The following is a 26,519-nucleotide window of genomic DNA, read 5'->3' as shown; positions in this document are numbered from 1 at the left end:
GTCTGATCCCCATCACCATCGCACAACGAATCCAGGAACAACGATGTCCCACTTCATTTACCTTGTCCGGCACGGCGAGCAGCAGGATGCCGAGCACGGTCTCCCAGACGGACCTCTTTCCGGACGGGGACAGCGTCAGGCCAAGCTCATCGCCGATCGGCTGAGCGGCGTGCCGTTCACCGGTGCCTGGCACTCTCCGCTCCAGCGGGCCGCCGAGACGGCGCGCATCATGACCGCGAGCATGCCGAGTCTCGACGCCAAACCGTCCGCGCTGTTGTTCGACTGCATCCCGTCCGGTCCGACGCCGGACATGCCGCGGGTCTTCGAGCCCTTCTTCGGCTCGGTCACCCGCCAGCAGATCGAGGCGGGCGAGGCGCAGATGTCGGACGCCGTCGCGGAGTGGCTCACCCCCTCGCGGGAGGACCGGCACGATCTGCTCATCACTCACAACTTCGTGATCGCCTGGTTCGTGCGCGAGGTCTTCGGCGCACCCGCCTGGCGGTGGCTGGGCCTCAACCAGGCCAACTGCGGCCTGACCATCATCCGGGTGCGATCGGCCAAGCCGCCCGTGCTGGTCACGCACAACGATCTCGGGCACCTTCCGGTCGAGTTGCGCACGGGCCTCCCGGACGGGCAGCCGTTCTAGGCGGTCATCGCCTTCAGGTACCAGTTCGTCGCGTTCGGGTTGTCGTTGTACGCCGGGATCCCGACGAAACCGGACGATCGATAGAGGCCGGCCGCGGCCTCCAGGCTGGAATTGGTGTCGAGCACCAGCTCGTCTGCGCCGAAGTCGCGCGCCCGGCGCTCCAGCTCCGTCAGCAGCGCGCGGCCGTGGCCGTGGCCTCGGGCCTCGGGCCGCAGCCAGAGATGCTTCACCTCGAACCGCGTGCGCCCCGTCTCCGACGGCTCGATCAGACGGATGCCTCCGCAGCCGACATCCGCGCCGTCGCTCTCGACGACCAGGAAGACCCCGGAGGGCGGGACGAACCGGCCGGCTTCCGGGAAGGCGACACGGTAGCCCCCCGAGCCGACGAACCCCAGCTCCCGGCTCGCGAAGTACTCGCCCAGCAGCTGCTGGGCCACGGCATCGTCGACGGACACTTCTCGATAGGACGGCACCCGACCAGCCTAGGCGCGGCGCCCGGGCGGCTTGGTAGATTTGGCGCATGACAACCACGGTCGCCGTCGTCGGCGCGACAGGCAGGATGGGCCGGCTCGTCTCGCGCCTCATCGAGGAATCCGATGACCTGGAGCTGGGAGCGCAGATCGGCTCGAACGGCGAACTGGCCGACATGATCGGCGCCGACCTCGTGGTCGACGTCACCGTTCCGGCGGTGAGCCAGGAGATCGTGGATTTCGCCGTCGACCACGGACTGAGCGTCCTCGTCGGGACCAGCGGATGGACGAAGGACCGGATCGAGTCCCTGCGGAGGCGGGTCGAGGCGCAGAACGCGACGGACGACGGGCAGGTGGGGGTCGTCATCGTCCCCAACTTCTCCGTCGGCTCCGTGCTGGCGTCGGCCTTCGCGGCGATGGCGGCGCGGTTCTACGAGTCGATCGAGATCGTCGAAAGCCATCACGCCAGGAAGGTCGATTCTCCGTCCGGCACCGCGGTGCGCACGGCCGAGCTCATCGGCGAGGCGCGCTCCCGTCTTGGGCCGGTCATCGCGCCGCACGCCGACCAGCGGGCGAGGGGCCAGCAGGTCTCCAGCGTGCCCATCCACAGCCTCCGCATGCAGGGTGTCGTCGCCAAGCAGGACGTGATCTTCGGAGGCACGGGGGAGATCCTCACCGTGACCCACGAGACGCTGGATCCGTCCGCGTACGAGGCGGGCATCCGGCTCGCCCTCGGCGCCCTCGTCGCCACCCGGGGGGTCGTCGTCGGCCTCGACAAGCTCATCGACCTCGGTCCCGGCGAATGAGAGGCCGTCTCGCCGCCATCGTGATGGCGCTCCTGCTTGCGCTCTACCTGGTGCTCGTCGGCCAGCTCGCCGTGCGGCTCGTCCTGATCGACAGCGGCGTCTCGAGGGCGCTCGGCGTGGCCCTCATGGTGTTGCCGATCATCGGCGTCTGGGCGCTCGTCGCCGAACTGCTCTTCGGGCTGCGGAGCCAGCGACTCGTCCGACTGCTGGCGTCGGCGGACGAGCTGCCCGTCGACACCCTCCCGCACCGGACAAGCGGCAGGCCGGAGCGCGCCGCCGCCGACGCGGAGTTCCCCCGCTATCGCGCCGAGGTCGAGGCGGCTCCTGGCAGCTGGAAGGCCTGGTTCAGGCTCGGGCTCGCCTATGACGCGAGCGGCGATCGGCGCAGGGCCCGCCAGTCCATCCGCCGGGCGATCGCCCTCGAGCGTTCCGCCTAGCAGTTTCGCGCTGGCCGTGTGCGCTGAGCGGCCGAGTTGCCGCATCGTGGCGGGGGAAAACTGTTCGCGGAGGGAGGCGCGCTTCCCGCCGCCAGCTGATTTCCCCGCCGCGAAATGTTGCAGCTCCCGCCGCGAGGTTGGTTTTCCGCCGCCAGCGGCTGCCGGTCCGTCGCCCGGTCCCCGCGGGCTGCGGTGTCTCCCGCCACAGGGGAGTGCCGAGCGATCGGGATCGCCCTCGAGCGCTCCGCCTAGTCGTCCAGGAACGCGTCGATCGCGGCCTCGGCGGTCTCGTGCCGGAAGCGGAAGCCGTCATCGACGAGCTTGTCGACGATCGCGTGCTGGCTGCTGAGCAGCAGCTCGTGGCCCGCCTCGCGGAGCAGGAGACCGATGACGGGGCTCGGCACGGTCAGAGCGTACGGGCGATGCATCCGCTTCGCCACGTGACGGGTGATCCGGTCGGAGGGGGCCGCCGTCGGCCCCGCGAGGTTGACCGGTCCCTCGAGCTCCGAGGTGAGCAGATGGCGGATGGCCGCTGCCTCGTCGTACAGGCCGATCCACGGCCAGATGTCGCCCCCCGTTCCCAGACGGGAGCCGAGCCCGGCGCGGGTCAGGCCGAGGACGGGTGCGAGCGAGCCGCCTCCGCCGAGGACGAGGCCGGTGCGGAACGTCACCAGACGGGTCTTCGCCGGCCTGATCTGCGCCGACAGCTCCCACTGCTCGACGACGTCTCCGAGGAAGCCGGGGCCTCGCGGCGATTCCTCCGTCAGCCGTTCCCCGGGGCGGTCGCCGTAGATTCCGACGGCGGAGGCGCTGAGGAAGACGGCGGGCGGCCTGCTCGCCATCGCCATCGCCTCAGCAAGAGCCTGTGTCGTCTGGACCCTCGAGTCCAGGATCTCGCGCTTGTACGCCGCCGTCCACGGCAGTCGGCCGAGGGACGCCCCGGAGAGGTTGATCACCGCATCCGTTCCGTCGATGACACTCGAGTCGAGGATCCTGGCGGTCGGCGCCCAGTTGATCTCGCTGTCGGTGCGCGGCTGCCGCCTGACCAGCTCGCGGACGTCGTGGCCGTCGTCCCGCAGCTGGCGAACGAGCTCACGTCCGATGAACCCGGATGCCCCGGAGACGAGCACACGCATGGGCTGCTTCCGGCGCGCCGGCATCAGGCGAGGCTGGCTTCCAGGGTCACGGGGATGCCCGCGAGGGCGCGCGACACCGGGCAGGTGGCCTTGGCCTCGGCCGCGATCCGCTGGAAGTCGTCCTCTCCGATGCCGGCGACCTTGGCGCTGACGAGGAGGTGGCTGCCGGTGATGCCCTCCGCGGGGTCGAAGGTGACCGCCGCGGTGACCTGGAGGTTCTGCGGCGGCGTTCCGAACTGCGCGAGCAGGTTGGCGAAGGCCATCGAGAAGCAGGCGGAGTGCGCGGCGCCGAGCAGCTCCTCCGGGTTGGTCTTGCCGACCTCACCCTCGGCCCTGGCCGCCCAGCTGACCGGGAATTCGGCGGCATCCGAGGAGTCGAGCGACACCGTGCCCGATCCGCTTCTCAGGTCGCCGATCCAGAGCGTCGTCGCTTCGCTGGTAACCGCCATGATTCCTCCTCCGTCGAGTGACGACAGCTTATGTCACTCGAACGAGGGAAGGTCAGACCTGCGCGGATCGGCGGCCCCTCCCACCGAAGCGGACGAGCAGCAGGTAGATCTGGCAGCCGAGGCAGTAGTCGAAGACCGAATTGAGGAAGGCGGCGATGAACGCGAGCGCCGCGAAGATCACGAGCCCGTACGGCACGCCGAGCAGGAAGAGGATCAGGCCGACGAGCGTGATGACGAGCCCGACATCCTGCGCGAAGGTCGGCGGTCTCGGATCCTCCAGGTGAGCGGGCGGTTCGAGGCGCGGGCGGACGAACCTTCGGTACAGCCAGCCGTATGGATGCCTCTGCACGCCGGCGAACGCGCCCCAGGCGAACAGCGCGGTGATGACGGCGAACAGGACGAAGGCGGCACTCGCGGCTCCGCCGAGGGAGAGGCCGATCACCACCAGGAGCAGGACGGCGGTGATCCCCGCCCCGAATCGGGGGCTGCGAGGGTCGATGCCGCTCTGGCCGGGTCGGGCGACGAGACGCTGTGTGGAGGGCCGGGGGTCGGTCATGGTCATTCCTTCGTGGACGGTCAGGCGGCGCCGAGGATGCGGTCGAGCTCCGCGCGCACCTCGGCCGCACGCGGAAGACCGCCGATGCGTGCCGTCACGGTGCCCCGCGCATCCAGGATCAGGATGGTCGGCGACTGCAGGAGCCCGAATCGGCGTGCGATGTCCGGGCGGGCGGTGACATCGACATCGACGTGGCGAACCGCCTCGAACTCTCCGGCGACGGCTTCGAGCGTCCGGTGGGCGTTCGCACACGGGGCGCAGACCTCCGTCGAGAACTGCAGCAGGGTGGCGGCCTGGCCCGTGGGGGCATCCGGCCGCAGCTCGGAGAGGCGCACGATCGTCCGGCCGCCCTCTGCGCCGCGCACCCTGCCGGTCGTCGCGCGCCAGACCAGGCCGAGCGCGGTCGACAGGACGACCAGGCCGAGCAGCGAGATGACGACGGCGATCGGATTCATGATGGGCAACGGTACGGCCGCCGCCGCGGGTGCGGAAGGATCGTGACGCCGCGTTACGCCCGGTGTGTTGGCGGGCCGATGCCCCGCGTCGTGGCTATCCTGAGGGCCGTGCCAGCAGAGATAAAGTTCCGTTCCGACGTGACCGTCGAGCTCGTCCGCTCGAGTGCCCACGACTCCGACGTGCTGTTCGCCGCGCGGGTGTCGACCCAGGGGGAGCAGACCCTGGAGGCCGCGCAGGCCTCCGAGGACCTGGAAGCGGAGGACAAGCGCGCCCGTGGACTCATCAACTACCTGATGCGCGACAGGCACGGCTCGCCATTCGAGCACAACTCCATGACCTTCTACGTGCAGGCGCCGATCTTCGTCTTCCGCGAGTTCATGCGTCACCGCATCGCCTCGTACAACGAGGAATCCGGCCGCTACCGCGAGCTCAACCCCGTCTTCTACGTGCCGGGTCCCGAGCGCAACCTGGTCCAGGTCGGCAAGGCCGGCGCATACACCTTCGAGCCGGGAACGGCGGAACAGGTGGCCCTCGTCGCCGAGGAGGCCAGGGCGGCCTCGATCGCCGCCTTCGAGTCCTATCAGCGGATGCTCGACGCCGGTGTCGCGAGGGAGGTCGCCCGCATCGTGCTCCCGCTGAACATCTACTCGTCGATGTACGTGACCCTCAACGCGCGTTCGCTCATGAACTTCATCTCTCTGCGCACCAAGCGCGAGGGCTCGCTCTTCCCGTCGTTCCCGCAGCGGGAGATCGAGATGGCGGCGGAGAAGATCGAGGGCTTCTTCGCTGAGCTCATGCCGCTCACCTATGCCGCCTTCAACGGCAACGGCCGCGTCGCCCCGTAGTCCCTCGTCCCCTCCGGCTCCGTCCCGCTCGGCTCCGGTTCCGTCCCGCTCGGGTCCGGTTCCGTCCCGCTCTGCTCCGGTTCCGTCCCGCTCTGCTCCGGTTCCGTCCCGTTTCAAGGAGTTTCTGCGCGCCGTCCCCCTCCTGGCCGATGCCGCGGCCAGCTGACCCCCGTTTCTCCTTGACACCGGTTCCTACCGCCTGCTCATCACCGGATTCGCGGATGCGCCCCCGCGGCCCGGGCGCGTCGCCGACGCTAGCGGGATGTCTCTCCACTCCGACATCCGCTCGCTCGGCGGCCTCGCCGCGACCCACGAGCTCCTCGCCCGCGGACATGGCCGGACCGTCTTGCGGCTGGCCATCCGTCGCGGGGACGTCCTGCGCATTCGGAAGGGCTGGTACGCGCTGCCCGACGTTCCGCAGGCCCTCCAACGCGCCGCACGCGTCGGCGGCCGACTCACCTGCGTGAGTGCCGCGCGAGAGCTCGGCCTGTGGATACCGAACGGGCCGAATCGCCTGCATGTGGCGGTCTCCGGCAACTCCTGCCAGCTGAGGGCGCCGGAGGACCACCGGAAGCGCCTGAGCGATACGGGCGCCGATGACGTCCTGATCCATTGGAACGACGACGGCAGTGGCGGTTCCCGCTATCAGGTGAGCGTGGTGGCCGCCCTCGAGCAGCTGTGCGTCTGTCAGGCCGCCGAATTCGCCTTTGTGGTCTGCGAGTCCGCCCTGTTCCGCGGAGCGATCTCGTCGCGGGACTGGGCCGAGCTGCTGCCGAGGCTGAGGCCGCGCGTCATGCGATGGGTCGGGTCGCTGTCGGAGAGCGGGACGGAGTCGATGTTCGCCTTCCGGATGCGCCGTCTCGGAGTCCGTTTCCGGCAGCAGGTGCGAATCGGCCGGTATCGTGTGGACTTCCTCATCGGGGAACGCCTGGTGGTGGAGATCGACAGCCTGGCCTTCCACGATCCGACGGCGGATCATGTCCGGGACGCCCATCTGGGCATCCGGGGTTATCGCGTGCTGCGGTTCCCGTATCGGATGATCGTCGAGGACTGGGCCACGGTCCGGGACGCGGTCCTGGCCGCGATGAGCCGCGGCGACCACCTGGCCTGACCCCGCCTTGCGCCGCCCTGCCGCGCCCCTCCCGCTGCTATCCGATCTCAAGGAGATTTCCCCGAAAACGGTCGGTTTCGCCGCACAGAAACCGGGACTGCCGAAAAACTCCTTGAGATCGGATGGAGCGGGGAAGGGGTTGCGGGAGACGGGACGGGGAGGGGAGGAGGGCGGATGGCTGCGGGGCGAGGTGGGATCGGCGCGGCCACGCGATACCCTGTAGACGTGTCTATCTCCGCAAATCCCTTCGGTCAGGTGCTTGTCGCCCTGGTGACCCCGTTCACGGCGGAGGGCGAGGTCGACTGGGCCGGCGTCGAGAAGCACATCGACGACGTCATCAGCGCGGGCGCGGACGGCATCGTCGTCACCGGCACGACCGGCGAGACCTCGACGCTCACCGACCCGGAGAAGATCCGCCTCGTCGAGGTCGGCAAGTCCGTGGCCGGCGGCAGGGCGAAGATCATCACCGGCGGCGGATCCAACGAGACCGCGCACGCCATCGAGCTCTACCGGGCGAGCGAGCGGGCCGGCGCCGACGGAGTCATGATCGTCACGCCCTACTACAACAAGCCCACCCAGGCCGGGGTGCTCACGCACTTCCGCATGATCGCCGATGCGACGGATCTGCCGGTCATCCTGTACGACATCCCCGGGCGCACGGGGATCCCCATCAGGTACGAGACGATCCTGCGGGCGGCCAAGCATCCGAACATCCTGGCGATCAAGGATGCGAAGGGCGACTTCAGCGAGGTCAGCAGGGTGCTCAATCAGACCGACCTGCTCTATTTTTCCGGCGACGACGCCAACGTGCTTCCCCATCTGTCCATCGGCGCTGTCGGGCTGATCAGCGTCACCGCGAACGTCGCTCCGGCGCCGTACCGCGTCATCGTCGACGCGGTCAATGCCGGAGACCTGAAGAGCGCGACGGCCGCGCACAGGCAGCTCGAGCCCCTCGTCCGCGCCCTGATGACGCACGTTCCAGGCACCGTCGCCGCCAAGTACGTCCTGCACGGGCTCGGCCGCATCGGCTCGCCGCGCGTGCGCCTGCCGCTCGTCGGCCCTGAAGACTTCGAGGCCGCTCAGATCGAGGACGACATCGCCCTCGTCGGAGAGATCCCCGGCCTCGACCTCGGCAACTTCCGCCCGGATCGCAATGCCGCGGCGGGTGGGGCACTGCCCAAGGTCGCCGGAACCACCCGCTAGAACACAGCTTTTAACAACACAGCTTTAACAGGGGGCTAGAGACCCCACGAACTCGGCCGGAAGGCCGCATGAGCACTGGATGCTATGAACTCACCTGTATACGACCCACGTCCCCTCGCCCCCGGAACCCTCCGCGTCATCCCGATCGGAGGGCTTGGTGAGATCGGCCGCAACATGACCGCGTACGAGATCGACGGCAAGATCCTCATCGTCGACTGCGGCGTGCTGTTCCCCGAGGAGAACCAGCCGGGCGTCGACCTCATCCTTCCCGACTTCGCTCCCGTCTCCGATCGCCTCGGCGACGTCGTGGCGGTTGTGCTCACCCACGGGCACGAGGACCACATCGGCGCGGTGCCGTACCTGTTGCGGCTGCGCCAGGACATCCCTCTGATCGGCTCGACGCTCACCCTCGCGCTCGTCGAGGCGAAGCTCAAAGAGCACCGCATCACCCCATACACCCTGAGCGTGACCGAGGGACAGCACGAGCGGCTCGGTCCGTTCGACCTCGAGTTCATCGCCGTCAACCACTCGATCCCGGATGCCCTCGCCGTCGCCATCACGACGCGGGCCGGCGTCGTGCTGCACACCGGCGACTTCAAGATGGATCAGCTGCCGCTCGACGACCGCATCACCGACCTGCGCGCCTTCGCCCGGCTCGGCGAGGAGGGCGTCGACCTGTTCCTGCCTGACTCGACCAACGCCGACGTCCCCGGCTTCACCGCCCTCGAGCGCGACATCGGCCCGGTGCTGGAGTCCGTCATCTCCAAGGCGCCGCGCCGGGTCATCGTGGCGAGCTTCTCCAGCCACGTGCATCGGGTGCAGCAGGTGCTGGATGCCGCGGCCGCGAACGGCCGGCGGGTCGCCTTCATGGGCCGGTCGATGGTGCGGAACATGACCATCGCCGCCGAGCTCGGATATCTGAGGCTGCCGGACGGCGTGCTCATCGACGCCAAGAAGGCCGGGGATCTGCCCGACAACAAGATCGTCTACATGAGCACCGGTTCCCAGGGCGAGCCGATGGCCGTGCTGGCGAGGATGGCCAATCTCGAGCACCAGATCGAGGTGGGCAGGGGAGACACCGTCATCCTCGCCTCCAGCCTCATCCCCGGCAACGAGAACGCCGTCTACCGGGTCATCAACGGGCTCACCAAGCTGGGTGCCAATGTCGTGCACAAGGGCAACGCGAAGGTCCACGTCTCCGGCCACGCCGCGGCGGGCGAGCTGCTGTACGTCTACAACATCCTGCGTCCGAAGAACGTGCTGCCCGTGCACGGCGAGTACCGCCACCTCGTGGCGAACCAGCAGCTCGCGATGCTGACGGGCGTGCCGGAGGCGAACACCATCGTGGGGGAGGACGGAATCGTCATCGACCTCAAGGACGGTGTCGCCGAGGTCGTCGGTCAGCTCGACCTGGGGTACGTCTACGTCGATGGCGCGACCGTCGGCGAGATCACCGAGGCGGATCTCAAGGATCGCAGGATCCTCTCCGAGGAGGGCTTCGTCTCCATCTTCGTGGCGATCGATCCCCAGACGGGGCGCGTCATCGTCGGCCCGGAGATCCAGGCCCGCGGCTTCGCGGAGGACGAGGCGGTCTTCGACGCGGTCAAGCCGCTCATCGTCCGGGCGCTGACGGATGCCGCGGAGAACGGAACGCGGGACACCCACGCGTTCAGCCAGGTCATCCGCCGCACCGTCGGACGCTGGGTGAACACCTCGCACCGTCGTCGGCCCATGATCGTGCCGGTCGTCATCGAGGCGTAACACGCACCCCGCCCCTCCTGGGCGGTGACGCACCCCCGCGTTACCGTTGAAACCATGGCTACGAGCACCAGGACGACCCCGCGTGCCCGCACGACGACCTCGCGCGGCGGCCGCCCGACCGGCAAGGGCACCACGAGAAAGCTGCCAGCGGTCAAGGCGGCGCCCGTCGACGAGCCCGGCCTGCTCAGCCGGGCCTGGCTCGGTCTCGCCCACGTCGTCGGAGGGGCCGCCAGGGTGCTCGGCTCCGAGACGCTGGCGAAGGAGGAGCGCCGCGACGGAGTCCCGTTCTTCGTCTTCGTGCTCGCGGTCGTCGGCGCCATCGTCGAATGGTTCAACCCCGCGGATCCGGTCGCGATCGCCCTCGACTCCTACACCTTCGGCGGCCTCTTCGGACGGGTGGCCTTCGCCCTCCCGGTGATCATGCTGCTGTTCTCGATCTGGTTGTTCCGGCATCCGTCGTCCGTCCACGACAACGGACGCATCGGCATCGGCCTCGCCGTGTTGCTCACCTCCGTGAGCGCGCTCTGCCACATCTTCGGGAGCCGGCCGCAGCCGTCGGACGGCATGGATGTGCTGGCGAGGGCTGGCGGTCTCATCGGCTGGGTGCTCGCGACGCCGCTCATGACGGTCGGCACGGCCTGGCTCGCGGCGCCGGTCGTCATCGCGCTGCTGCTCCTCTCGCTCTTCATCATCACCAAGACGCCGCCGAACCGCATCCGCTCGCGACTGCGCGAGCTGTACGCCTACCTGTTCGGCGCACAGCTGGCGGAGCCGGAGCCCGCCATGCAGAAGGGCCTCACCGCGGACACCGGAACCTTCGGCACCCTCGGCGACCTCGGACTCGAGGGGGAGGACCAGGCATCCCTTCCCTGGTGGAGGCGAAACAAGACCAAGCACGAGGACGAGCCGGCCTTCGATAGCCCCGTCGTCGCCAAGGACCCGCAGGTCACGGAGGTCATCGATCACACCCGCCTGAATCCCGAGGAGTTCGGCACGGAGCTGCTCGGGGATCTCGCCGACGCGGAGAAGGCCGTCAGGCGGTTCACCGGCGAGGTCGACACCGCCGGCCCCGTGACCGGGATCCGCGACGACGGCGGTCCGCTGGTCGCGGATCTTCTTCCCGGCTTCTCCGACAGCGCCTCCGTCAAGGGGGAGCTGGGCGAGTTCGACGTGACCGCCGCCCCGAAGGCCCAGCCGCCCGCCGCGCCGTACCGGCTGCCGGCCGCCTCGACGCTGGCTCCCGGGACCCCGCCGAAATCGCGCTCGGAGGCGAACGACCTGATCGTCGCGGCGATCACCGAGGTGCTCACCCAGTTCTCGGTGGACGCCAAGGTCACCGGCTTCAGCCGCGGCCCGACGGTCACCAGGTACGAGATCGAGCTCGGTCCTGGCGTCAAGGTCGAGCGGGTCACCGCCCTCAACAAGAACCTGTCGTACGCGGTCGCGAGCAACGAGGTGCGGATCCTGTCCCCGATCCCCGGCAAGAGCGCGATCGGGGTCGAGATCCCCAACGCCGACAGGGAGATCGTCTCGCTCGGAGACGTCCTCCGCTCGAGGGCGAGCACCTCGAGCTCCCATCCGATGACCATCGGGCTCGGCAAGGACGTGGAGGGTGGCTTCGTCGTCGCCAACCTCGCGAAGATGCCCCACCTCCTGGTGGCGGGCAGCACCGGCTCGGGGAAGTCGAGCTTCGTCAACTCGATGATCACCTCGCTGCTGATGCGGGCGAAGCCATCGGAGGTGCGCATGGTCCTCATCGACCCCAAGCGCGTCGAGCTCGCCCCCTATGCAGGCATCCCGCATCTCATCACGCCCATCATCACGAACCCGAAGAAGGCCGCGGAGGCGCTGGCCTGGGTCGTGAAGGAGATGGACATGCGATACGACGACCTGGCGAGCTTCGGCTTCCGTCACATCGACGACTTCAATGCCGCCGTCGTCGCCGACGAGATCGTGCTGCCCTCCGGCAGCGAGCGGAAGCTCAAGCCCTACCCCTACCTCCTGGTCGTCGTCGACGAGCTCGCCGACCTGATGATGGTCGCCCCCCGCGACGTCGAGGACTCGATCGTGCGCATCACCCAGCTGGCGCGCGCATCCGGCATCCACCTGGTGCTCGCGACCCAGCGCCCCTCCGTCGACGTCGTGACCGGTCTCATCAAGGCCAACGTGCCCTCCCGTCTCGCCTTCGCCGTGTCGAGCATGACCGACTCGCGGGTCATCCTCGACCAGCCGGGCGCGGACAAGCTCATCGGGCAGGGGGACGCGCTCTTCCTTCCGATGGGGGCCTCGAAGGCGATCCGGGTGCAGGGCGCCTGGGTGACCGAGAGCGAGATCAACGCCGTCGTGCAGCACGTGACGCGTCAGGCCAGGCCGGACTACCGCCAGGACGTCGCGGTCTCGGCGGAGAAGAAGCAGATCGATGGCGACATCGGGGACGACCTGGAACTCCTGCTCGCCGCGGCCGAGCTCGTCATCAGCACCCAGTTCGGATCGACGTCGATGCTCCAGCGCAAGCTGCGGGTCGGATTCGCCAAGGCGGGCAGGCTCATGGACCTCATGGAGTCCAGGGAGATCGTCGGGCCCTCGGAGGGCTCCAAGGCCCGCGACGTGCTGGTGGCGCCGGAGCAGCTCGCCGGCGTGCTCGCACGGCTCCGCGGCGACCTCCCGGCGGAAGCCTCCGGGTCTGCTGACCGTTACTCCGGCGACCCGGTGGCCGATATGACAACCGGCTACGATGAAGACGAAGGATCTTCGGACGAGGATGCCTGGAACCTGACCGACAGGGAGTGATTCGTGGCAGTGCCTGAGCCGCTTGAGCCCGCGCGCCGCGAACCGGCCAAACGAACCAACCCGATGCGTGGTCGGGTCGCCCGTTCCGGTGACACCCCGGCGAGCACCGGCAACGTTGCCAACATCGTCACGGTGGTCCGCATCTTCATGGCCCCCGCCTTCATCTGGCTGCTGCTTGCCGACGACGGCAGGCTCGGCCCGCTGCGGTACGTCGCCGCCGCCCTCTTCGTCGTCGCCATCGTCACCGACACCGTGGACGGCATCCTGGCCAGGCGCCAGAACCTCGTCACCGACTTCGGCAAGATCCTCGACCCCATCGCTGACAAGGTGCTCATCGGCGGGGCGATCGTCGCGCTGTCCATCCTCGGCGAGCTGTGGTGGTGGGTGACGATCCTCATCCTCGTCCGCGAGTTCGGCATCACGATCTTCCGCTTCATCGTCATCCGGCGCAGCGTGATCCCCGCGGTGGCCAGCGGCAAGCTCAAGACGGTGCTCCAGGCCGTCGGGATCTCGCTCCTGCTCTTCCCGTTCTGGGATCTGCTGGGCACGTGGGAGCTCTGGGTCGGCTGGGTCGTCATGGGCCTCGCCGTGATCCTCACCGTGGTGTCCGGCGTCGACTTCTTCGTCAAGTACCTCCGGCAGAACCGCCAGCAGGCCTGAACCGTGGCTGCCGCGCCGACGGATGACGCGAGGGACCTGATCGCGATCCTCACCGAGCGGCGGCTCACGGTGGCCGTCGCGGAATCGCTCACCGGCGGCCTGCTCGTCGCGGAGCTCATCGGGGTGCCCGGTGCGTCCGTCGTCGTCCTCGGCGGAGTCGTCGCCTACAACACCGAGCTGAAGAGCCGGTTGCTGGGGGTCGATGCCGGGCTCCTCGCCGAACACGGCCCCGTGCATCCGGAGGTCGCCAGACGGATGGCGACGGGAGTCCGCGGAGCCCTCGCCGTCGGGGGACGGGACGCGGACATCGGGATCTCCACGACCGGTGTCGCCGGTCCTGGGCCGCAGGACGGACATCCCGCCGGGACGGTGTTCCTCGGTTTCGCGATGGGCTCGACGGTGTGGTCGGCACGGCTCGAGCTGGCCGGCGACCGGCAGCGGATCCGTTCCGCCTCGGTCTCCGAGGCGCTGAGGCGGCTGAAGGAAGCACTGAACGCGGGCGAGTGAGTCGGCCGGGAATCTTTCTCGTTTCGATCTCGTTACAAGGAAGTGATTCACAAGCGTCATACAGATGTGGCTGATTAGAGTTTGGAGATCGGTGGTTGTACTGTTGCTCGACCATCGGGTGTTCAGCCCAGAAGGTCGCGTCGTATGGTCGTTTCAAAGGAGGAGGGTCCAATGGTTCTAGTTCGTCAAGAAATCGGTGACGTGCTCCGGGACTTCCGCCTGCAGAAGGGTCGTACCCTTCGTCAGGTCGCGAGCAAGGCGAGTGTTGCTCTCGGCTACCTCAGCGAGGTGGAGCGTGGTCAGAAAGAGGCCAGTTCCGAGATCCTCGCCTCGGTTGCGGATGCACTCGAAACACCGATCTCGGTGATCATGCGTGAAGTGGGCGACCGCCTCGCGGTGATCGAAGGGATCAACGTCATTCCCGACACCGTCCCCGACGACCTCGTCGCGGACTTCGACGCGGGTCTCGTCACCCGCTAACGACTTGGCTCGACCCGGACGGTGTGCCGGTCGAGAACGGATGCCCGGCTCGAAAGAGCCGGGCATCTTCCGTCTCGGCGTGCCGCCGGTCGCCTCTGGTGCGGACCACCCGCGGTTAGATTGGAATCATGCGTCTCAGCGAGTTTTGGACGGCGGTGACCGAGGAATTCGGCCTGCAGTACGGTCGCGCGCTCACTCACGACCTCGTGCTCGGCGAGCTCGGCGACCTCACCGCGGAACAGGCTCTCGAGCGGGGGCTCAACATCCGCGCCACCTGGCTGGCGCTCTGCCGGGCGACGGACGTGCCGGAGAGCCGATGGTACGGCGCGGGGCAGAAGGCGCCGAAGCGCTGAGCCGTCGCCGAGCGAGGGATTCGAATCGACCCGACACGCCGTGATCAAACATTCGAACATGTCTTCGGATGCGCGTAGGCTCCTTCACAGCGGCGGGAACCGACGAGTTCCGCACAGTACGGGCGGTCTTCTCCTGGGATGTCACCGGCCGAGCGTACTGTCGGATTCGTTGGAACAAGCCGCCAACAAAGCCTTGTCGCAGGTCGAACGAACCTTGCAGGATCGGTTTTTCGAACGAAACGGCAGCCTATAGGCGCACCATCGCACAACCCACGAAGGAGCATCACATGCCATCAGTTGCTGATCGCGAAAAGTCCCTGGAAACCGCCCTCGCCCAGATCGACCGCCAGTTCGGCAAGGGCTCCGTCATGCGCCTGGGCAGCGATGAGCGCGCCCCCGTCGCCGTCATCCCGACCGGTTCGATCGCGCTGGACGTCGCGCTGGGCATCGGCGGTCTGCCGCGGGGCCGCATCGTGGAGATCTATGGTCCGGAATCCTCCGGCAAGACCACGCTCACCCTGCACGCCATCGCCAACGCCCAGGCCGCAGGGGGAATCGCCGCCTTCATCGATGCAGAGCACGCGCTCGACCCCGAATACGCCAAGTCCCTCGGCGTCGACATCGACGCGCTCCTCGTCTCCCAGCCGGACACGGGGGAGCAGGCGCTCGAGATCGCCGACATGCTCGTCCGCTCCGGATCGATCGACCTTGTGGTCATCGACTCCGTCGCGGCGCTCGTGCCTCGAGCCGAGATCGAGGGGGAGATGGGCGATTCGCACGTCGGCCTCCAGGCGAGGCTCATGTCCCAGGCGCTGCGCAAGCTCACCGGCGGCCTCAGCCAGACCAACACCACCATGATCTTCATCAACCAGCTGCGGGAGAAGATCGGTGTGTTCTTCGGCAGCCCGGAGACCACCGCTGGAGGCAAGGCGCTGAAGTTCTACGCCTCGGTGCGTCTGGACATCCGGCGCATCGAGACCCTCAAGGAGGGGACGGATGCCGTCGGCAACCGTACCCGCGTGAAGGTGGTCAAGAACAAGATGGCCCCGCCGTTCAAGCAGGCGGAGTTCGACATCCTCTACGGAACCGGAATCTCTCGGGAGGGCGGTCTCATCGACTTCGGGGTTGAGCACGAGATCGTGCGCAAGTCCGGAGCCTGGTACACCTACGACGGCGATCAGCTCGGGCAGGGCAAGGAGAACTCCCGCAAGTTCCTCCTGGCGAACCCCACGATCGCGAACGAGATCGAGCAGAAGATCAAGGCGAAGCTCGGCATCATCGTCGAGGCGAAGGCCGCGGCCGCCGCGACCGCGGCAGACGCCAGAGCCGCGTCGCTGACGGAGGCCGCGGGTCCCAAGGCGGTTCCGGTGAAGGGCCGGGCGGCTGCCGGGCCGGACCTTCCCGTCGAGAAGCGCACCGCGGTAGGGGCGTAGTCGATGGGCTCCGGCGACGGACTGGCCAAGGTCACCTACCTGCCGGGGGTCGTTCCGCCCTCGCCGGAGCCCGTTCGGCGCGTCGCAGCACCCGATTTCGCGACCTTCTTCGGCGAGAGCGACGCCGCGGACGGCGTCGTGGACGGTACCGGGGCATCCGGTCGACCGGAGCGGGGGGAGACGGAGGGCGACCGCTCTGCGGCGAGGGGCAGGCGAGAGATCAGCGCCGAGAATGTCAGCATGCATGCGCTGACCAGGCGCGGCATGTCCCGCTGGGAGCTCGAGAAGGTGCTGCTCGACCGCGAGTTCGACGCGGGGGTCGTCGAGGCGGAGCTCGATCGGCTGGAGGGTGTCGGTCTGATCGACGATGCCGCCCTGGCGGAGACCCTCGTCCGCACCCAGCACGAGCGCAAGGGGCTCGGCCGGAGCGCCCTCAGCGCGGAGCTCCGGAGGAGGCACATCGACCAGGTGCACATCGAGAGGGCGCTCGAGCAGGTCGACGACGACGACGAACAGACCCGGGCGAACGAACTCGCGATCAAGCGGGCGGGTCAGCTGAGCTCTTACGATCTGGAGACGGCGAAGCGCCGCCTGAGCGGTTTCCTCATGCGCAAGGGCTACTCCTCGAGCGTCGTGCGGATCGCGCTCGCCGAGGCGCTCTCGGCACGGACGACGGGTGTGCAATTTCGGTGATCGGCGCCCCTCGCCCGCTTGGGGAAGCACCGATTCCGCGCGTTAGGCTTGGCGGATCATGACCATGACCGCTGCCATTCACACCGAGACCCAGGATCGGGTTCGCACCTATGAGGTGCGCACCTTCGGCTGCCAGATGAACGTTCACGACTCCGAGCGGCTCAGCGGCTCGCTGGAGGCGGCCGGCTACGTGCGCGCTGGCGGCGATCGGGCCGATGTCGTTGTCATCAACACCTGCGCGGTGCGGGAGAACGCCGACAACAAGCTCTACGGCAACCTCGGATACCTCGCCTCGGTGAAGAAGGAGCACGAGGGCATGCAGATCGCGGTCGGCGGCTGCCTCGCCCAGAAGGACAAAAACGTCATCCTGGAGAAGGCGCCCTGGGTGGACGTGGTCTTCGGCACGCACAACATGGGCTCGCTCCCCGCCCTCTTGGAGCGGGCGCGGCACAACGGCGAGGCCCAGCTCGAGATCCTCGAGTCCCTCGAGGTGTTCCCCTCCACTCTTCCCACCCGGCGCGAGTCCACCTACAGCGGGTGGGTGTCGATCTCGGTCGGCTGCAACAACACCTGCACCTTCTGCATCGTCCCCTCCCTGCGCGGCAAGGAGAAGGACAGGCGGCCGGGAGACATCCTGGCGGAGATCCAGGCGCTGGTCGACGACGGCGCCGTTGAGGTCACGCTGCTCGGCCAGAACGTGAACTCGTACGGCGTCGAGTTCGGCGACCGGCACGCCTTCGGCAAACTGCTGCGGGCGGCGGGCGAGATCGCCGGCCTCGAACGCATCCGGTTCACCAGCCCTCATCCGGCCGCCTTCACCGACGACGTGATCGACGCGATGGCCGAGACTCCCTCCGTCATGCCGCAGCTGCACATGCCGCTGCAGTCCGGGTCGGATCGAATCCTCAAGGCCATGCGACGCAGTTACCGTTCGGAGAAGTTCCTCGGGATCCTCGACCGGGTGCGGGCGAAGATCCCGCACGCCGCCATCTCAACCGACATCATCGTCGGCTTCCCCGGCGAGACGGAGGAGGACTTCCAGGAGACCCTCCGTGTCGTCGAGCTGGCCCGCTTCGCGTCCGCCTTCACGTTCCAGTATTCGATCCGCGAGGGCACCCCTGCCGCGACCATGGCCGATCAGGTGCCGAAGGCGGTGGTCCAGGAACGCTACGAGCGCCTGGTCGCGCTGCAGGATCGAATCTCCTGGGAGGAGAACCGTGCGCTCGTCGGCACGGAGGTCGCCGTGTTGGTCGGGGCGGAGGGGTCCAAGGACTCCGACACGCATCGTCTGTCCGGCCGGGCAGAGGACAGCCGTCTCGTGCACTTCGAGGTACCACCGCACAGCGAGACCCCGCGGCCGGGCGACGTCGTCACGGTGCGGATCAGCGAGGCCAAGCCCTTCTATCTGCTGGCCGATTCCGTCGACGGTGCACCGCTGCGCGTGCGCCGCACGACGGCGGGTGATGCCTGGGACCGCGCGGAGGCGGCATCCTGCGCCGTCCCCGAGGCGGCCGCGGGCTCCACGCCGGCCAGGGTCTCGCTCGGCCTGCCGACGCTTCGCTCTGTCACCACGCCCATCTACGATCCGAACGATGGGCAGCGCTGAGCCGGAGCTCGTCGCCGTTGTCGGTGCCACGGGCACGGGCAAGTCGGACTTCTCGCTGGACCTGGCCGGCGCACTCGCGGCGAGCGGCCTGCGGGCGGAGATCGTCAACGCCGACGCGATGCAGCTCTATCGCGGCATGGACATCGGCACAGCGAAGCTGCCGGTCGCGGCGCGGCGGGGGATACCGCACCACCTGATCGACGTGCTGGATCCGACCGACGAGGCGAGCGTCGCCGCCTATCAGGAGGCGGCACGATCCGCGATCCTCGATGTCCAGGGGCGCGGCGCGATGCCGATCCTGGTCGGCGGCTCCGGCCTCTACGTCTCCTCCGTGCTCTTCGACTTCCGTTTTCCCGGCACCGACCAGGTCGTGCGGCAGCGACTCGAGGCGGAACTCCTCTCGTCCGGCCCCGATGGACTCTTCGCCCGGCTGCGCGAGGTCGACCCGGAGGCGGCCCAGGCGATCGGTCCGCACAACGGCCGCCGCATCGTCAGGGCGCTCGAGGTGGTGGAGATCACCGGCCGCCCCTTCGGCGCGGGGCTGCCGGCGGAGTCGCGCCCGTGGACGCCGGCCACCGTCCTCGGCCTCGTCGCGCCCCGCGATCGACTCGTGGCGCGGCTCGATGCCAGAGTCGAGCGGATGTGGGCAGACGGCCTGCTCGACGAGGTCCGGGCGCTCATGGGGAAGGGCCTCGGCGTGACGGCCGCGAGGGCAATCGGGTACGCGCAGGCGATCGCGCACCTGACCGGTGAGCTGTCGCGGGCGGAGGCGATCGGCGAGACCGCCGCGCTCACCCGTAAATACGCCAGACGTCAGGTGGGGTGGTTCAGACGGTATCCGCGAACGACCTGGTTCGACCACGACGATCCGACCAGGGTGGAGTCCGCGCTGCAACTACTCTTGAACCATGCCTGAACTGCACTTCACCAAGGGACACGGGACCGGCAACGACTTCGTGCTCTTTGCCGATCCGGACGGCGAGGTTAACCTGTCGCCCGTGCAGCTCGCCGCCATCGCCGATCGGCACTTCGGCGTGGGCGGAGACGGCGTCATCCGTGCGGTCCGCTCCGCGAACCTCGAGGCCGGGGCGGCCGTCCTTGACGAGGACGACGCGGCGGAGTGGTTCATGGACTATCACAACGCCGACGGCTCGCCCGCGGAGATGTGCGGCAACGGCATCAGGGTCTACGCCAGGTTCCTCATCGAGAACGGGCTCGTCGAGCTCGACGGCGGCGGCACCCTCGCCATCGGCACCCGCGGGGGTGTGCGGGACGTGCAGCGCAACGCATCCGGGTTCCAGGTCGACCTCGGTCGCTGGTCGCTGTCAGGGGGAGAGCCGCTCGTCCGGGCCAAGAACCTGCAGGTGGCACGGCCAGGCCTCGGAATCGAGGTCGGCAACCCCCACGTCGTCGTCGCGCTGTCGACCGACGAGGAGCTGGACTCCGCCGACCTGACCTTCATCCCCGTCCTCGAGCCGGAGGCGCCGAACGGCGCGAACGTGGAGTTCGTCGTTCCGGCTGATCCGCTGGTGAAGGACGGGATCGGCCGCATCCGGATGCGCGTGCACGAGCGGGGCAGCGGCGAGACCCTGTCCTGCGGAACGGGCGCGGCTGCCGCTGCCCTCGCGACCAGGTACTGGGCAGGGGACGGCGCCCCCAACCAGTGGCGGGTGGAGGTTCCCGGCGGCACGCTCGGCGTCCGGATGTGGGCGGCGGAGGACGGAGAGCACGTCTCGCTGAGCGGGCCGGCCGACCTCGTCTTCGAGGGCGACCTGACCATCTGAGGCCCTAGCGCCGTTTGACCTTGAGCACGCGATAACCCTTGTTGGTGGCGGCACGGGTGATCGTGTAGCCGACGGGAAGGGTCCCCTCGAGCCAGCGGTGCAGCGAGTCGGAGCCGAGATTGCGCTGAACGACGAGCCAGGCGTCGGAGCCCGGCTCCAGCCGCGGGATCCATCGCTCGAGCATGCCGTGCAGCTCGTCCTTGCCGACCCTGATCGGTGGATTGGACCGGATCGACATGAAACTCACGTCGTCGGGAACATCAACGGGCTTGCAGGCGTTGATGTTGGTGAGGCCGAGAGATTGAGCGTTCCGCCGGACGAGCTCCAGTGCTCGTTCGTTCACATCGACCGCCCACACGGTGGCATGCGGCGATTCCAGGGCGAGGGTGAGGGCGATCGGCCCCCAGCCGCAGCCGAGATCGAGCAGGTCGCCTCCGGGAGGAGCCGGGGGAGTGTGGGCGAGAAGCACCTGGGTGCCGGTGTCGATCCGTTCGGGGCTGAAAATGCCGTTCGCCGTGACGAGTTCGTACATCTGACCGGCGAGCGGCACACGAATGGTGCGGAGTTTGAGCTCACTCTCGGGAGTTTCTGAGAAGTAATGCTCATTGGCCATGCACCGAACCTATCGAAATACGAGGAGCTAGGGTTAACCAAATGATTGAGACCGAGCCGATGGAACCCCAGGATGGGGACATCATCGACCGCGTCCTGGCCAGGGCGGCCACGCGGTCGACCGGATACACGCTGTTCTCCGGCGGCGGAGCGCAGGCGCTCCAGACCGTCGACACCGACTCCACGAGCGATGGAGACCAGCTCGATCGCGAGGAGCGACAGGCGCTGAGGCGGGTCGCCGGGCTGTCCACCGAGCTCGAGGATGTCACCGAGGTCGAGTACCGGCAGCTGAGGCTGGAGCGGGTCGTGCTCATCGGCATCTACCCCCAGGGCGGCGCCGTGGAGGCGGAGAACTCCCTTCGTGAGCTGTCCGCTCTCGCCGAGACGGCGGGCGCGGTGGTGCTCGACGGCCTGCTGCAGCGGCGTCCCACCCCGGACCCGAGCACCTATTTCGGCAAGGGCAAGGCGCTCGAGCTGCGCGACGTGGTCGCCGCCTCCGGCGCGGACACCGTCATCGTGGACAGCGAGCTCGCGCCGAGCCAGCGTCGGGCGCTCGAGGACGTGGTCAAGGTCAAGGTCATCGACCGCACCGCGGTCATCCTGGACATCTTCAGCCAGCACGCGAAGAGTCGCGAGGGCAAGGCCCAGGTCGAGCTCGCCCAGCTCGAATACCTGCTTCCCCGCCTGCGCGGCTGGGGCGAGTCGATGTCGAGGCAGGCGGGCGGCCAGGTCGGCGCGGGCAACGGAATGGGCAGCCGCGGTCCCGGCGAGACGAAGATCGAGCTCGACCGCCGCCGCATCCATACCCGGATGTCCCGGCTGCGCAAGCAGATCCTCGGTTTCAAGCCGGCCCGCGAGGCCAAACGGGCCAACCGCAACCGTAACTCCGTGCCATCCGTCGCCATCGCCGGCTACACGAACGCGGGTAAGTCGTCCCTGCTCAACCGGATCACACGGGCGGGGGCCCTCGTTGAGAACGCCCTGTTCGCGACCCTGGACACGGCGGTGCGCAAGAACCTCACCGAGGACGGTCAGCTCTACACCCTGACCGACACGGTCGGTTTTGTGCGCAACCTGCCCCACCAGCTCGTTGAGGCGTTCCGCTCGACCTTCGAGGAGATCGCCGATTCGGACGTGATCCTGCACGTGGTCGACGGATCCCATCCCGACCCGGGCAGCCAGCTCGCGACGGTTCGCGCCGTCATCGGCGAGGTCGAGGCCAGGCACATCCCGGAGATCGTCGTCTTCAACAAGAGCGATCTTGTCGACGCGGATCAGCGCCTGGTCCTCCGGGGCATCGAGCCGCACGCGATCTTCGTCTCCGCCAGGACCGGCGAGGGAGTCGAGGAACTGCTCGCCGCCATCGCCACGGCCCTGCCGAAGCCCTCTGTCGAGCTCGAGCTGCTGATCCCCTACGACCGCGGGGAGCTGATCTCGTCGCTGCACGAGCGCGGCAGGATCCTCACGACCTCCTACGAGGAGGCGGGCACTCGCGTCGCCGTGCTGGTCGACGAGGAGTTCGCGGCCACCCTGCGCCCCTTCACGGCGCAGCTGGCGAAGCCGACGGCGTAAGGTCGCGTAACACTCCGTCGCTTTCGAGTCCCGATTGCTAAGGTGATTCTTCGAGCCGCCGATGTTCGGGCGGTACAGCGACAGCCGAGCCCGGCACCCGCCCACAGAAGCCTTAGGGCCGCACGCCTTCCCCGGTGCGCTGTGGGTCCGTGATCGGGCCGTCAGCGTTTCGGGCCACCTCCGAGGGGACCGACATGACGAACGATGGCCGCCTGCCGTTCTCGTTCGAGCTGTTCCCACCGCGATCGGATGCCGCGGCGGTGAGCCTGCGGGAGACCATCGGTCACCTCGCCGCGACCGGGCCGGACTTCATCTCGGTCACGTACGGTGCGAACGGCTCGTCGCGTCAGAGCTCGCTGGAGGTGCTGCGATACATTCGCGAGCAGACGAATGTGCATCCGCTGGCCCACCTCACCTGTGTCGGATCGTCCCATCTGGAGGCCAATCGACTGGTGCGGGAATTCCTCGATGCGGGGATCACCAGCTTCCTCGCCCTGCGGGGGGACCCGCCGCAGGGATCCGTCGAGGGAGATCAGTTCCTGGGAGACCTCGGCAGCGCCTCGGAGCTCGTTCAGCTCATCCACCTGGTGCAGACCGAGCGCGCCCAGTACGCGACCCTTCCCTCTCGGTCCTCGAACGGTGTCGGTCACATCCCGTCGACCAGGGTCAAGGTCAGGGTCGCGGTCGCCGCCTTCCCCAACGGGCATCCGCGGTCCGTCCGCAGCAATCAGGACATCGACACCCTGCTGGCCAAACAGGCCTCCGGCGCCACCATGGCGATCACCCAGCTCTTCTTCCACGCGGAGGACTACCTGCGCTTCGTGGCCGCCGCGAGGGCGGCCGGCGTCACCATCCCGATCCTGCCAGGGCTGATGCCGGCGACGAGCGCCACGCGGCTGGAACGGATCCTCGAGGTGACCGGTGAGCGCCGGCCGACGGAGCTGACCCGCCGCCTCGCCTCCGCCGATTCGGCGGAGGAGCAGCTCGACATCGGTGTCGAACACGCCGTCGGCCTCGCGGAGGAGATCCTCGCGGGCGGCGCACCAGGGCTGCATCTCTACACTTTCAATCAGCACCGGGCCGTGCTCTCCGTTCTGGAGGGCGTCGGCCTCATCCCCGCCGCATCACCGACGCACAAGGAATCAGCATGAGCGAGTCTCCCTTCCCCACCGGCAGCATCCTGGGGTATCCCCGGATCGGCCGTCGCCGCGAGCTCAAGAAGGCGGTCGAGTCGTTCTGGGCGGGCAGGATCGACGCCGACGAGCTCGAGGCGACCGCCGCCTCGCTCCGGCGGACGACCCGCGAGCGCCTCGTGGGCCTCGGGCTGGGCGCGACGGACTCGTCGATCCCCGAGGCCTTCTCCTACTACGACCAGGTACTGGATGCCGCGGTGACCGTCGGTGCGGTGCCGACCCGGTTCTCGTCGCTCGTCGGGGCAGACGGAACGATCGACCTCGCGGGCTACTTCACGATCGCCAGGGGCGAGGGGCAGAACGCTCCGGCCGAGATGACGAAGTGGTTCGACTCCAACTACCACTACCTCGTTCCGGAGATCGGCCCGGAGACGGACTTCCACCTCGCCTCTGAGCGTCTGGTCCGCGAGGTCGCCGAGGCGACGACCTCCGGCTACCGCACCCGTCCCGTCATCGTCGGACCGGTCACCTTCCTGCTACTCAGCAAGCCGAGCGAGGATGCCCCTGAGGGCTACCAGCCGCTCGATCGCCTCGACGACCTGCTGCCCGTCTACGCTGAGCTCCTCGCCGCCCTGACCGCCGTGGGCGCGGAGTGGGTGCAGCTCGACGAGCCAGGGCTCGTGAGCGAGACCATCGACGTCCCCCGTGAGCGCGTTCTCGCCGCCGCGAAGCGGGCCTACGACGCCCTCGGCGCCTCGCCGATCCGCCCGCAGATCTTCGTCGCCGCCCCGTATGGCAGCCTGGATGAGGCGCTGCCGGTGCTCGACTCCACCCCGATCGAGGCGATCGGCCTCGACCTCGTCCGCGGCGATCTCCCGAAGGGCTTCCACACCGAGAAGACCCTCGTCGGCGGCGTCGTCGACGGTCACAACATCTGGCGGGGCGACCTGTCCGCAGCCTTCGACAGGCTCTCCGCCCTTCGCGAGCTGAGCCGGAGGGTCGCGGTGACCACCTCGACCTCGCTGTTCCACGTCCCGCACGACGTCGAGGACGAACCCCTCCTCGGCGGGCAGCTGAAGAGCTGGCTGGCCTTCGCCGACCAGAAGGTCGCGCAGGTCGCCATCCTCGCCAGGGGTCTCGCCGAGGGGCGCGACGCCATTCGGGACGAGCTGGATGCCGCATCCGCGGCCCTCGAGGACCGTCACGCGGCCGCCGGAGTGCGGGATGGCTCCGTGCGGGCCAGGATCGCCTCGCTCAGCCCGGCGGACTTCACCCGCGGCGAGTACGCCGCACGTCTCGCCGCCCAGGACGCGGCCCTCGGGCTGCCGCTGCTGCCGACCACGACGATCGGTTCCTTCCCGCAGACCGGGGACATCCGCAAGGCCCGTGCGGCCTTCGGCAAGGGGGAGCTTACCGAGGCGCAGTACACCGAGGCGATGCGCGCGGAGATCCGTCGCGTCGTGGAGCTGCAGGAGAGCATCGGCCTCGACGTCATCGTGCACGGCGAGCCGGAGCGCAACGACATGGTGCAGTATTTCGCCGAGAACCTCGACGGCTTCGCGGTCACCCAGAACGGCTGGGTGCAGTCGTACGGCAGCCGCTGCACCCGCCCGTCGATCCTGTGGGGCGACGTCTCCCGGCCCGCGCCGATCACCGTCGAGTGGTCGAGCTACACGCAGAGCCTCACCGCCAAGCCGGTCAAGGGCATGCTCACCGGACCGGTGACGATCCTCGCCTGGTCGTTCGTGCGCGACGATCAGCCGCTCGGTGAGACCGCCAACCAGGTTGCCCTCGCCCTGCGCGACGAGATCGAGGACCTGGAGGCGGCGGGCATCCGCATCATCCAGGTCGACGAGCCGGCCCTGCGCGAGCTGCTGCCGCTCAAGAAGAAGGACCACGCCGACTACCTCGACTGGTCGGTCGGTTCGTTCCGGCTGGCGACCTCCGGGGTGCGCGACGAGACCCAGATCCATACCCATCTGTGTTATTCGGAGTTCGGCGTGGTCATCGACGCGATCGACCACCTGGATGCCGACGTCACCTCGATCGAGGCGGCCCGTTCCAAGATGGAGGTCGTTCCGGACATCCGGCGCAGCGGTTTCGGGCGGGGCATCGGCCCAGGCGTCTACGACATCCACTCCCCGCGCGTCCCCTCCGTCGAGGAGGTCACCGACCTGATCGAGATCGCCCTCGGCTCGATTCCGCAGCGGCAGGTGTGGGTGAACCCCGACTGCGGTCTCAAGACCCGCGGCTACGACGAGACCGTCGCCTCACTCACCAACGTGCTCGCGGCGACCCGCGCGGTGCGGGAGCGGGTGCTCGCGCGGGCCTGAGTCTCGCCGCGGTCCGTGCCGGTCCAGCCCGCGGCGGGAGACGGCACACTTCGCGGCGGGAGATGATGCCTCGCGGCGGGAGACATCGCACTTCGCGGCGGCTGAACTGCATCGCGGCGGGAGAAGTACCTCCCGCCGCGATGCAGTTTCCCCGCCGGAAGCACGGGGATGCCCGCGACGGGATGCCCGCGGCGAACCGCTAGACCGCGCGGAGGACCGCGACGACCTTCCCGAGCACCTCGGCGAAGTCACCCAGGATGGGGGCGAACGCCGTGTTGCGGGGGAGCAGCCAGGTATGCCCGTCGCGCCGCTGGAAGACCTTGACGGTCGCCTCCTCGTCGAGCATCGCCGCGACGATGTCGCCATTCTCGGCATCCCGCTGCTGGCGTACGACGATCCAGTCGCCGTCGCAGATCGCGGCGTCGATCATGGAGTCGCCGACGACCTTGAGCATGAAGAGCTCGCCCTTGCCGACGAGCTGCCGGGGGAGCGGGAAGACCTCGTCGATCTGTTGCTCCGCCGTGATCGGGATGCCGGCGGCGATGCGGCCGACCAGCGGCACCATGGCGGCGTCGCCGATCGAGACCGTTGATTCCTGCGTCGATTCCGATTGCGACGGTGTCTCGATGAGAACCTCAAGGGCTCGTGGACGATTCGGGTCTCGACGCAGGTAGCCGCTGAGTTCGA

General features: G+C 68.6%; 27 protein-coding genes. 20 read left to right on the top strand and 7 right to left on the bottom strand.

Features of this window, described 5'->3' with window-relative positions:
- Positions 1–43 precede the first annotated feature (43 nt).
- Positions 44–646: a histidine phosphatase family protein gene (locus VGC18_RS05515; RefSeq protein ID WP_331095070.1), complete on the top strand. Its 603-nt coding sequence runs from the start codon at positions 44–46 to the stop codon at positions 644–646.
- Here the strand turns inward: VGC18_RS05515 and VGC18_RS05510 are convergent.
- A complete protein-coding gene (locus VGC18_RS05510) occupies positions 643–1,101 on the bottom strand; it encodes a GNAT family N-acetyltransferase (protein ID WP_331095068.1) in 459 nt (152 codons plus the stop codon). The two genes, VGC18_RS05515 and VGC18_RS05510, sit on opposite strands and share 4 nt — an antisense overlap.
- 65 nt (positions 1,102–1,166) lie before the next feature.
- Between VGC18_RS05510 and dapB the strand changes: the two genes are divergently transcribed.
- Positions 1,167–1,922: a 4-hydroxy-tetrahydrodipicolinate reductase gene (dapB, locus tag VGC18_RS05505; RefSeq protein WP_331095065.1), complete on the top strand. Its 756-nt coding sequence runs from the start codon at positions 1,167–1,169 to the stop codon at positions 1,920–1,922.
- Complete coding sequence (locus tag VGC18_RS05500; RefSeq protein ID WP_331095063.1) at positions 1,919–2,359, top strand: hypothetical protein; 441 nt, start codon at positions 1,919–1,921, stop codon at positions 2,357–2,359. The genes dapB and VGC18_RS05500 overlap by 4 nt, the downstream gene beginning before the upstream one ends.
- Positions 2,360–2,607: 248 nt before the next feature.
- Here VGC18_RS05500 and VGC18_RS05495 read toward each other — a convergent pair whose 3' ends face one another.
- From VGC18_RS05495 to VGC18_RS05480, 4 genes are read right to left on the bottom strand one after another with little or no spacing between them, the layout of a single operon-like run.
- Positions 2,608–3,519 carry a TIGR01777 family oxidoreductase gene (locus tag VGC18_RS05495; protein ID WP_331095061.1) on the bottom strand — a complete coding sequence of 304 codons (912 nt, stop codon included), beginning with the start codon at positions 3,517–3,519 and terminating at the stop codon, positions 2,608–2,610.
- A complete protein-coding gene (locus tag VGC18_RS05490) occupies positions 3,519–3,944 on the bottom strand; it encodes an OsmC family peroxiredoxin (protein WP_331095059.1) in 426 nt (141 codons plus the stop codon). The genes VGC18_RS05495 and VGC18_RS05490 overlap by 1 nt, the downstream gene beginning before the upstream one ends.
- 52 nt (positions 3,945–3,996) lie before the next feature.
- Positions 3,997–4,506, bottom strand: a complete 510-nt coding sequence (locus VGC18_RS05485; protein WP_331095057.1) for a DUF4395 domain-containing protein — start codon at positions 4,504–4,506, stop codon at positions 3,997–3,999.
- A 14-nt stretch (positions 4,507–4,520) separates the two neighbouring features.
- Positions 4,521–4,955: a thioredoxin family protein gene (locus VGC18_RS05480; RefSeq protein WP_331095055.1), complete on the bottom strand. Its 435-nt coding sequence runs from the start codon at positions 4,953–4,955 to the stop codon at positions 4,521–4,523.
- Positions 4,956–5,063: 108 nt separating this feature from the next.
- Here VGC18_RS05480 and thyX point away from each other — a divergent pair, with 108 nt between their 5' ends.
- The 14 genes from thyX to dapF all read left to right on the top strand — a co-directional run bounded on the left by thyX (position 5,064) and on the right by dapF (position 20,182).
- On the top strand, positions 5,064–5,801 hold the full coding sequence (gene thyX / locus VGC18_RS05475) for an FAD-dependent thymidylate synthase (protein WP_414672857.1): 738 nt from the start codon (positions 5,064–5,066) through the stop codon (positions 5,799–5,801).
- A gap of 262 nt (positions 5,802–6,063) precedes the next feature.
- The gene (locus VGC18_RS05470; protein WP_331095051.1) at positions 6,064–6,912 is read left to right on the top strand and encodes a DUF559 domain-containing protein; all 849 of its coding nucleotides are present in this window, start codon (positions 6,064–6,066) and stop codon (positions 6,910–6,912) included.
- Between the two features lie 225 nt (positions 6,913–7,137).
- Positions 7,138–8,115, top strand: a complete 978-nt coding sequence (gene dapA, locus VGC18_RS05465) for a 4-hydroxy-tetrahydrodipicolinate synthase (RefSeq protein ID WP_331095049.1) — start codon at positions 7,138–7,140, stop codon at positions 8,113–8,115.
- Between the two features lie 84 nt (positions 8,116–8,199).
- Positions 8,200–9,876, top strand: a complete 1,677-nt coding sequence (locus tag VGC18_RS05460) for a ribonuclease J (protein ID WP_331095047.1) — start codon at positions 8,200–8,202, stop codon at positions 9,874–9,876.
- 54 nt (positions 9,877–9,930) lie between these two features.
- Positions 9,931–12,666 carry a DNA translocase FtsK gene (locus VGC18_RS05455; protein ID WP_331095045.1) on the top strand — a complete coding sequence of 912 codons (2,736 nt, stop codon included), beginning with the start codon at positions 9,931–9,933 and terminating at the stop codon, positions 12,664–12,666.
- Between the two features lie 3 nt (positions 12,667–12,669).
- A complete protein-coding gene (gene pgsA, locus VGC18_RS05450) occupies positions 12,670–13,326 on the top strand; it encodes a CDP-diacylglycerol--glycerol-3-phosphate 3-phosphatidyltransferase (RefSeq protein ID WP_331095042.1) in 657 nt (218 codons plus the stop codon).
- A 3-nt stretch (positions 13,327–13,329) separates the two neighbouring features.
- Positions 13,330–13,833, top strand: coding sequence for a nicotinamide-nucleotide amidohydrolase family protein (locus tag VGC18_RS05445; protein ID WP_331095040.1), 504 nt, complete (start codon positions 13,330–13,332; stop codon positions 13,831–13,833).
- Positions 13,834–14,004: 171 nt separating this feature from the next.
- Positions 14,005–14,313 carry a helix-turn-helix transcriptional regulator gene (locus tag VGC18_RS05440; RefSeq protein ID WP_331095038.1) on the top strand — a complete coding sequence of 103 codons (309 nt, stop codon included), beginning with the start codon at positions 14,005–14,007 and terminating at the stop codon, positions 14,311–14,313.
- A gap of 128 nt (positions 14,314–14,441) precedes the next feature.
- Positions 14,442–14,666, top strand: coding sequence for a DUF3046 domain-containing protein (locus VGC18_RS05435; RefSeq protein WP_331095036.1), 225 nt, complete (start codon positions 14,442–14,444; stop codon positions 14,664–14,666).
- Between the two features lie 287 nt (positions 14,667–14,953).
- On the top strand, positions 14,954–16,099 hold the full coding sequence (recA, locus tag VGC18_RS05430) for a recombinase RecA (protein WP_331095033.1): 1,146 nt from the start codon (positions 14,954–14,956) through the stop codon (positions 16,097–16,099).
- A gap of 3 nt (positions 16,100–16,102) precedes the next feature.
- Positions 16,103–16,792, top strand: a complete 690-nt coding sequence (locus tag VGC18_RS05425; RefSeq protein ID WP_331095031.1) for a regulatory protein RecX — start codon at positions 16,103–16,105, stop codon at positions 16,790–16,792.
- A 64-nt stretch (positions 16,793–16,856) separates the two neighbouring features.
- Complete coding sequence (miaB, locus tag VGC18_RS05420) at positions 16,857–18,398, top strand: tRNA (N6-isopentenyl adenosine(37)-C2)-methylthiotransferase MiaB (RefSeq protein ID WP_331095029.1); 1,542 nt, start codon at positions 16,857–16,859, stop codon at positions 18,396–18,398.
- Positions 18,385–19,314, top strand: coding sequence for a tRNA (adenosine(37)-N6)-dimethylallyltransferase MiaA (miaA, locus tag VGC18_RS05415; RefSeq protein WP_331095026.1), 930 nt, complete (start codon positions 18,385–18,387; stop codon positions 19,312–19,314). The genes miaB and miaA overlap by 14 nt, the downstream gene beginning before the upstream one ends.
- Positions 19,307–20,182, top strand: a complete 876-nt coding sequence (gene dapF / locus VGC18_RS05410; RefSeq protein WP_331095024.1) for a diaminopimelate epimerase — start codon at positions 19,307–19,309, stop codon at positions 20,180–20,182. The genes miaA and dapF overlap by 8 nt, the downstream gene beginning before the upstream one ends.
- A 4-nt stretch (positions 20,183–20,186) precedes the next feature.
- Here dapF and VGC18_RS05405 read toward each other — a convergent pair whose 3' ends face one another.
- Complete coding sequence (locus VGC18_RS05405) at positions 20,187–20,795, bottom strand: class I SAM-dependent methyltransferase (RefSeq protein WP_331095022.1); 609 nt, start codon at positions 20,793–20,795, stop codon at positions 20,187–20,189.
- Positions 20,796–20,836: 41 nt separating this feature from the next.
- On the opposite strand from VGC18_RS05405, the gene hflX reads away from it, so the two are divergent.
- From hflX to metE, 3 genes are all read left to right on the top strand, one after another.
- Positions 20,837–22,366 (top strand): GTPase HflX, encoded by a 1,530-nt coding sequence (hflX, locus tag VGC18_RS05400; protein ID WP_331095020.1) that lies wholly within the window; start codon positions 20,837–20,839, stop codon positions 22,364–22,366.
- Between the two features lie 194 nt (positions 22,367–22,560).
- Positions 22,561–23,517 (top strand): methylenetetrahydrofolate reductase, encoded by a 957-nt coding sequence (locus VGC18_RS05395; protein ID WP_331095018.1) that lies wholly within the window; start codon positions 22,561–22,563, stop codon positions 23,515–23,517.
- Complete coding sequence (gene metE / locus VGC18_RS05390) at positions 23,514–25,832, top strand: 5-methyltetrahydropteroyltriglutamate--homocysteine S-methyltransferase (protein ID WP_331095016.1); 2,319 nt, start codon at positions 23,514–23,516, stop codon at positions 25,830–25,832. The genes VGC18_RS05395 and metE overlap by 4 nt, the downstream gene beginning before the upstream one ends.
- 199 nt (positions 25,833–26,031) lie before the next feature.
- On the opposite strand, the gene lexA is transcribed toward metE, so the two are convergent.
- Positions 26,032–26,519 (bottom strand): transcriptional repressor LexA (gene lexA / locus VGC18_RS05385; protein WP_331095014.1); only part of this gene is annotated, 488 nt, incomplete at its 5' end.

It is taken from the genome of Lacisediminihabitans sp. (assembly GCF_036404185.1).
Lineage (GTDB): Bacteria > Actinomycetota > Actinomycetes > Actinomycetales > Microbacteriaceae > Lacisediminihabitans.
Note: the sequence above shows the minus strand (reverse complement) of the source record. Positions and strands in the feature narration are given on the sequence as shown.

What these genes read in the sequence shown, in the direction of transcription:
- metE (WP_331095016.1), top strand. Translation starts at nt 23,514, where the DNA reads ATGAGCGAGTCTCCCTTCCCCACCGGCAGCATCCTGGGGTATCCCCGG.
- VGC18_RS05515 (WP_331095070.1), top strand. Translation starts at nt 44, where the DNA reads ATGTCCCACTTCATTTACCTTGTCCGGCACGGCGAGCAGCAGGATGCC.
- recA (WP_331095033.1), top strand. Translation starts at nt 14,954, where the DNA reads ATGCCATCAGTTGCTGATCGCGAAAAGTCCCTGGAAACCGCCCTCGCC.
- dapB (WP_331095065.1), top strand. Translation starts at nt 1,167, where the DNA reads ATGACAACCACGGTCGCCGTCGTCGGCGCGACAGGCAGGATGGGCCGG.
- hflX (WP_331095020.1), top strand. Translation starts at nt 20,837, where the DNA reads ATGATTGAGACCGAGCCGATGGAACCCCAGGATGGGGACATCATCGAC.
- VGC18_RS05405 (WP_331095022.1), bottom strand. Translation starts at nt 20,795, where the DNA reads ATGGCCAATGAGCATTACTTCTCAGAAACTCCCGAGAGTGAGCTCAAA.
- VGC18_RS05425 (WP_331095031.1), top strand. Translation starts at nt 16,103, where the DNA reads ATGGGCTCCGGCGACGGACTGGCCAAGGTCACCTACCTGCCGGGGGTC.
- VGC18_RS05500 (WP_331095063.1), top strand. Translation starts at nt 1,919, where the DNA reads ATGAGAGGCCGTCTCGCCGCCATCGTGATGGCGCTCCTGCTTGCGCTC.
- VGC18_RS05460 (WP_331095047.1), top strand. Translation starts at nt 8,200, where the DNA reads ATGAACTCACCTGTATACGACCCACGTCCCCTCGCCCCCGGAACCCTC.
- VGC18_RS05435 (WP_331095036.1), top strand. Translation starts at nt 14,442, where the DNA reads ATGCGTCTCAGCGAGTTTTGGACGGCGGTGACCGAGGAATTCGGCCTG.
- VGC18_RS05440 (WP_331095038.1), top strand. Translation starts at nt 14,005, where the DNA reads ATGGTTCTAGTTCGTCAAGAAATCGGTGACGTGCTCCGGGACTTCCGC.
- VGC18_RS05395 (WP_331095018.1), top strand. Translation starts at nt 22,561, where the DNA reads ATGACGAACGATGGCCGCCTGCCGTTCTCGTTCGAGCTGTTCCCACCG.
- dapF (WP_331095024.1), top strand. Translation starts at nt 19,307, where the DNA reads ATGCCTGAACTGCACTTCACCAAGGGACACGGGACCGGCAACGACTTC.
- miaA (WP_331095026.1), top strand. Translation starts at nt 18,385, where the DNA reads ATGGGCAGCGCTGAGCCGGAGCTCGTCGCCGTTGTCGGTGCCACGGGC.
- VGC18_RS05490 (WP_331095059.1), bottom strand. Translation starts at nt 3,944, where the DNA reads ATGGCGGTTACCAGCGAAGCGACGACGCTCTGGATCGGCGACCTGAGA.
- VGC18_RS05455 (WP_331095045.1), top strand. Translation starts at nt 9,931, where the DNA reads ATGGCTACGAGCACCAGGACGACCCCGCGTGCCCGCACGACGACCTCG.
- VGC18_RS05470 (WP_331095051.1), top strand. Translation starts at nt 6,064, where the DNA reads ATGTCTCTCCACTCCGACATCCGCTCGCTCGGCGGCCTCGCCGCGACC.
- VGC18_RS05485 (WP_331095057.1), bottom strand. Translation starts at nt 4,506, where the DNA reads ATGACCATGACCGACCCCCGGCCCTCCACACAGCGTCTCGTCGCCCGA.
- VGC18_RS05495 (WP_331095061.1), bottom strand. Translation starts at nt 3,519, where the DNA reads ATGCCGGCGCGCCGGAAGCAGCCCATGCGTGTGCTCGTCTCCGGGGCA.
- VGC18_RS05480 (WP_331095055.1), bottom strand. Translation starts at nt 4,955, where the DNA reads ATGAATCCGATCGCCGTCGTCATCTCGCTGCTCGGCCTGGTCGTCCTG.
- miaB (WP_331095029.1), top strand. Translation starts at nt 16,857, where the DNA reads ATGACCGCTGCCATTCACACCGAGACCCAGGATCGGGTTCGCACCTAT.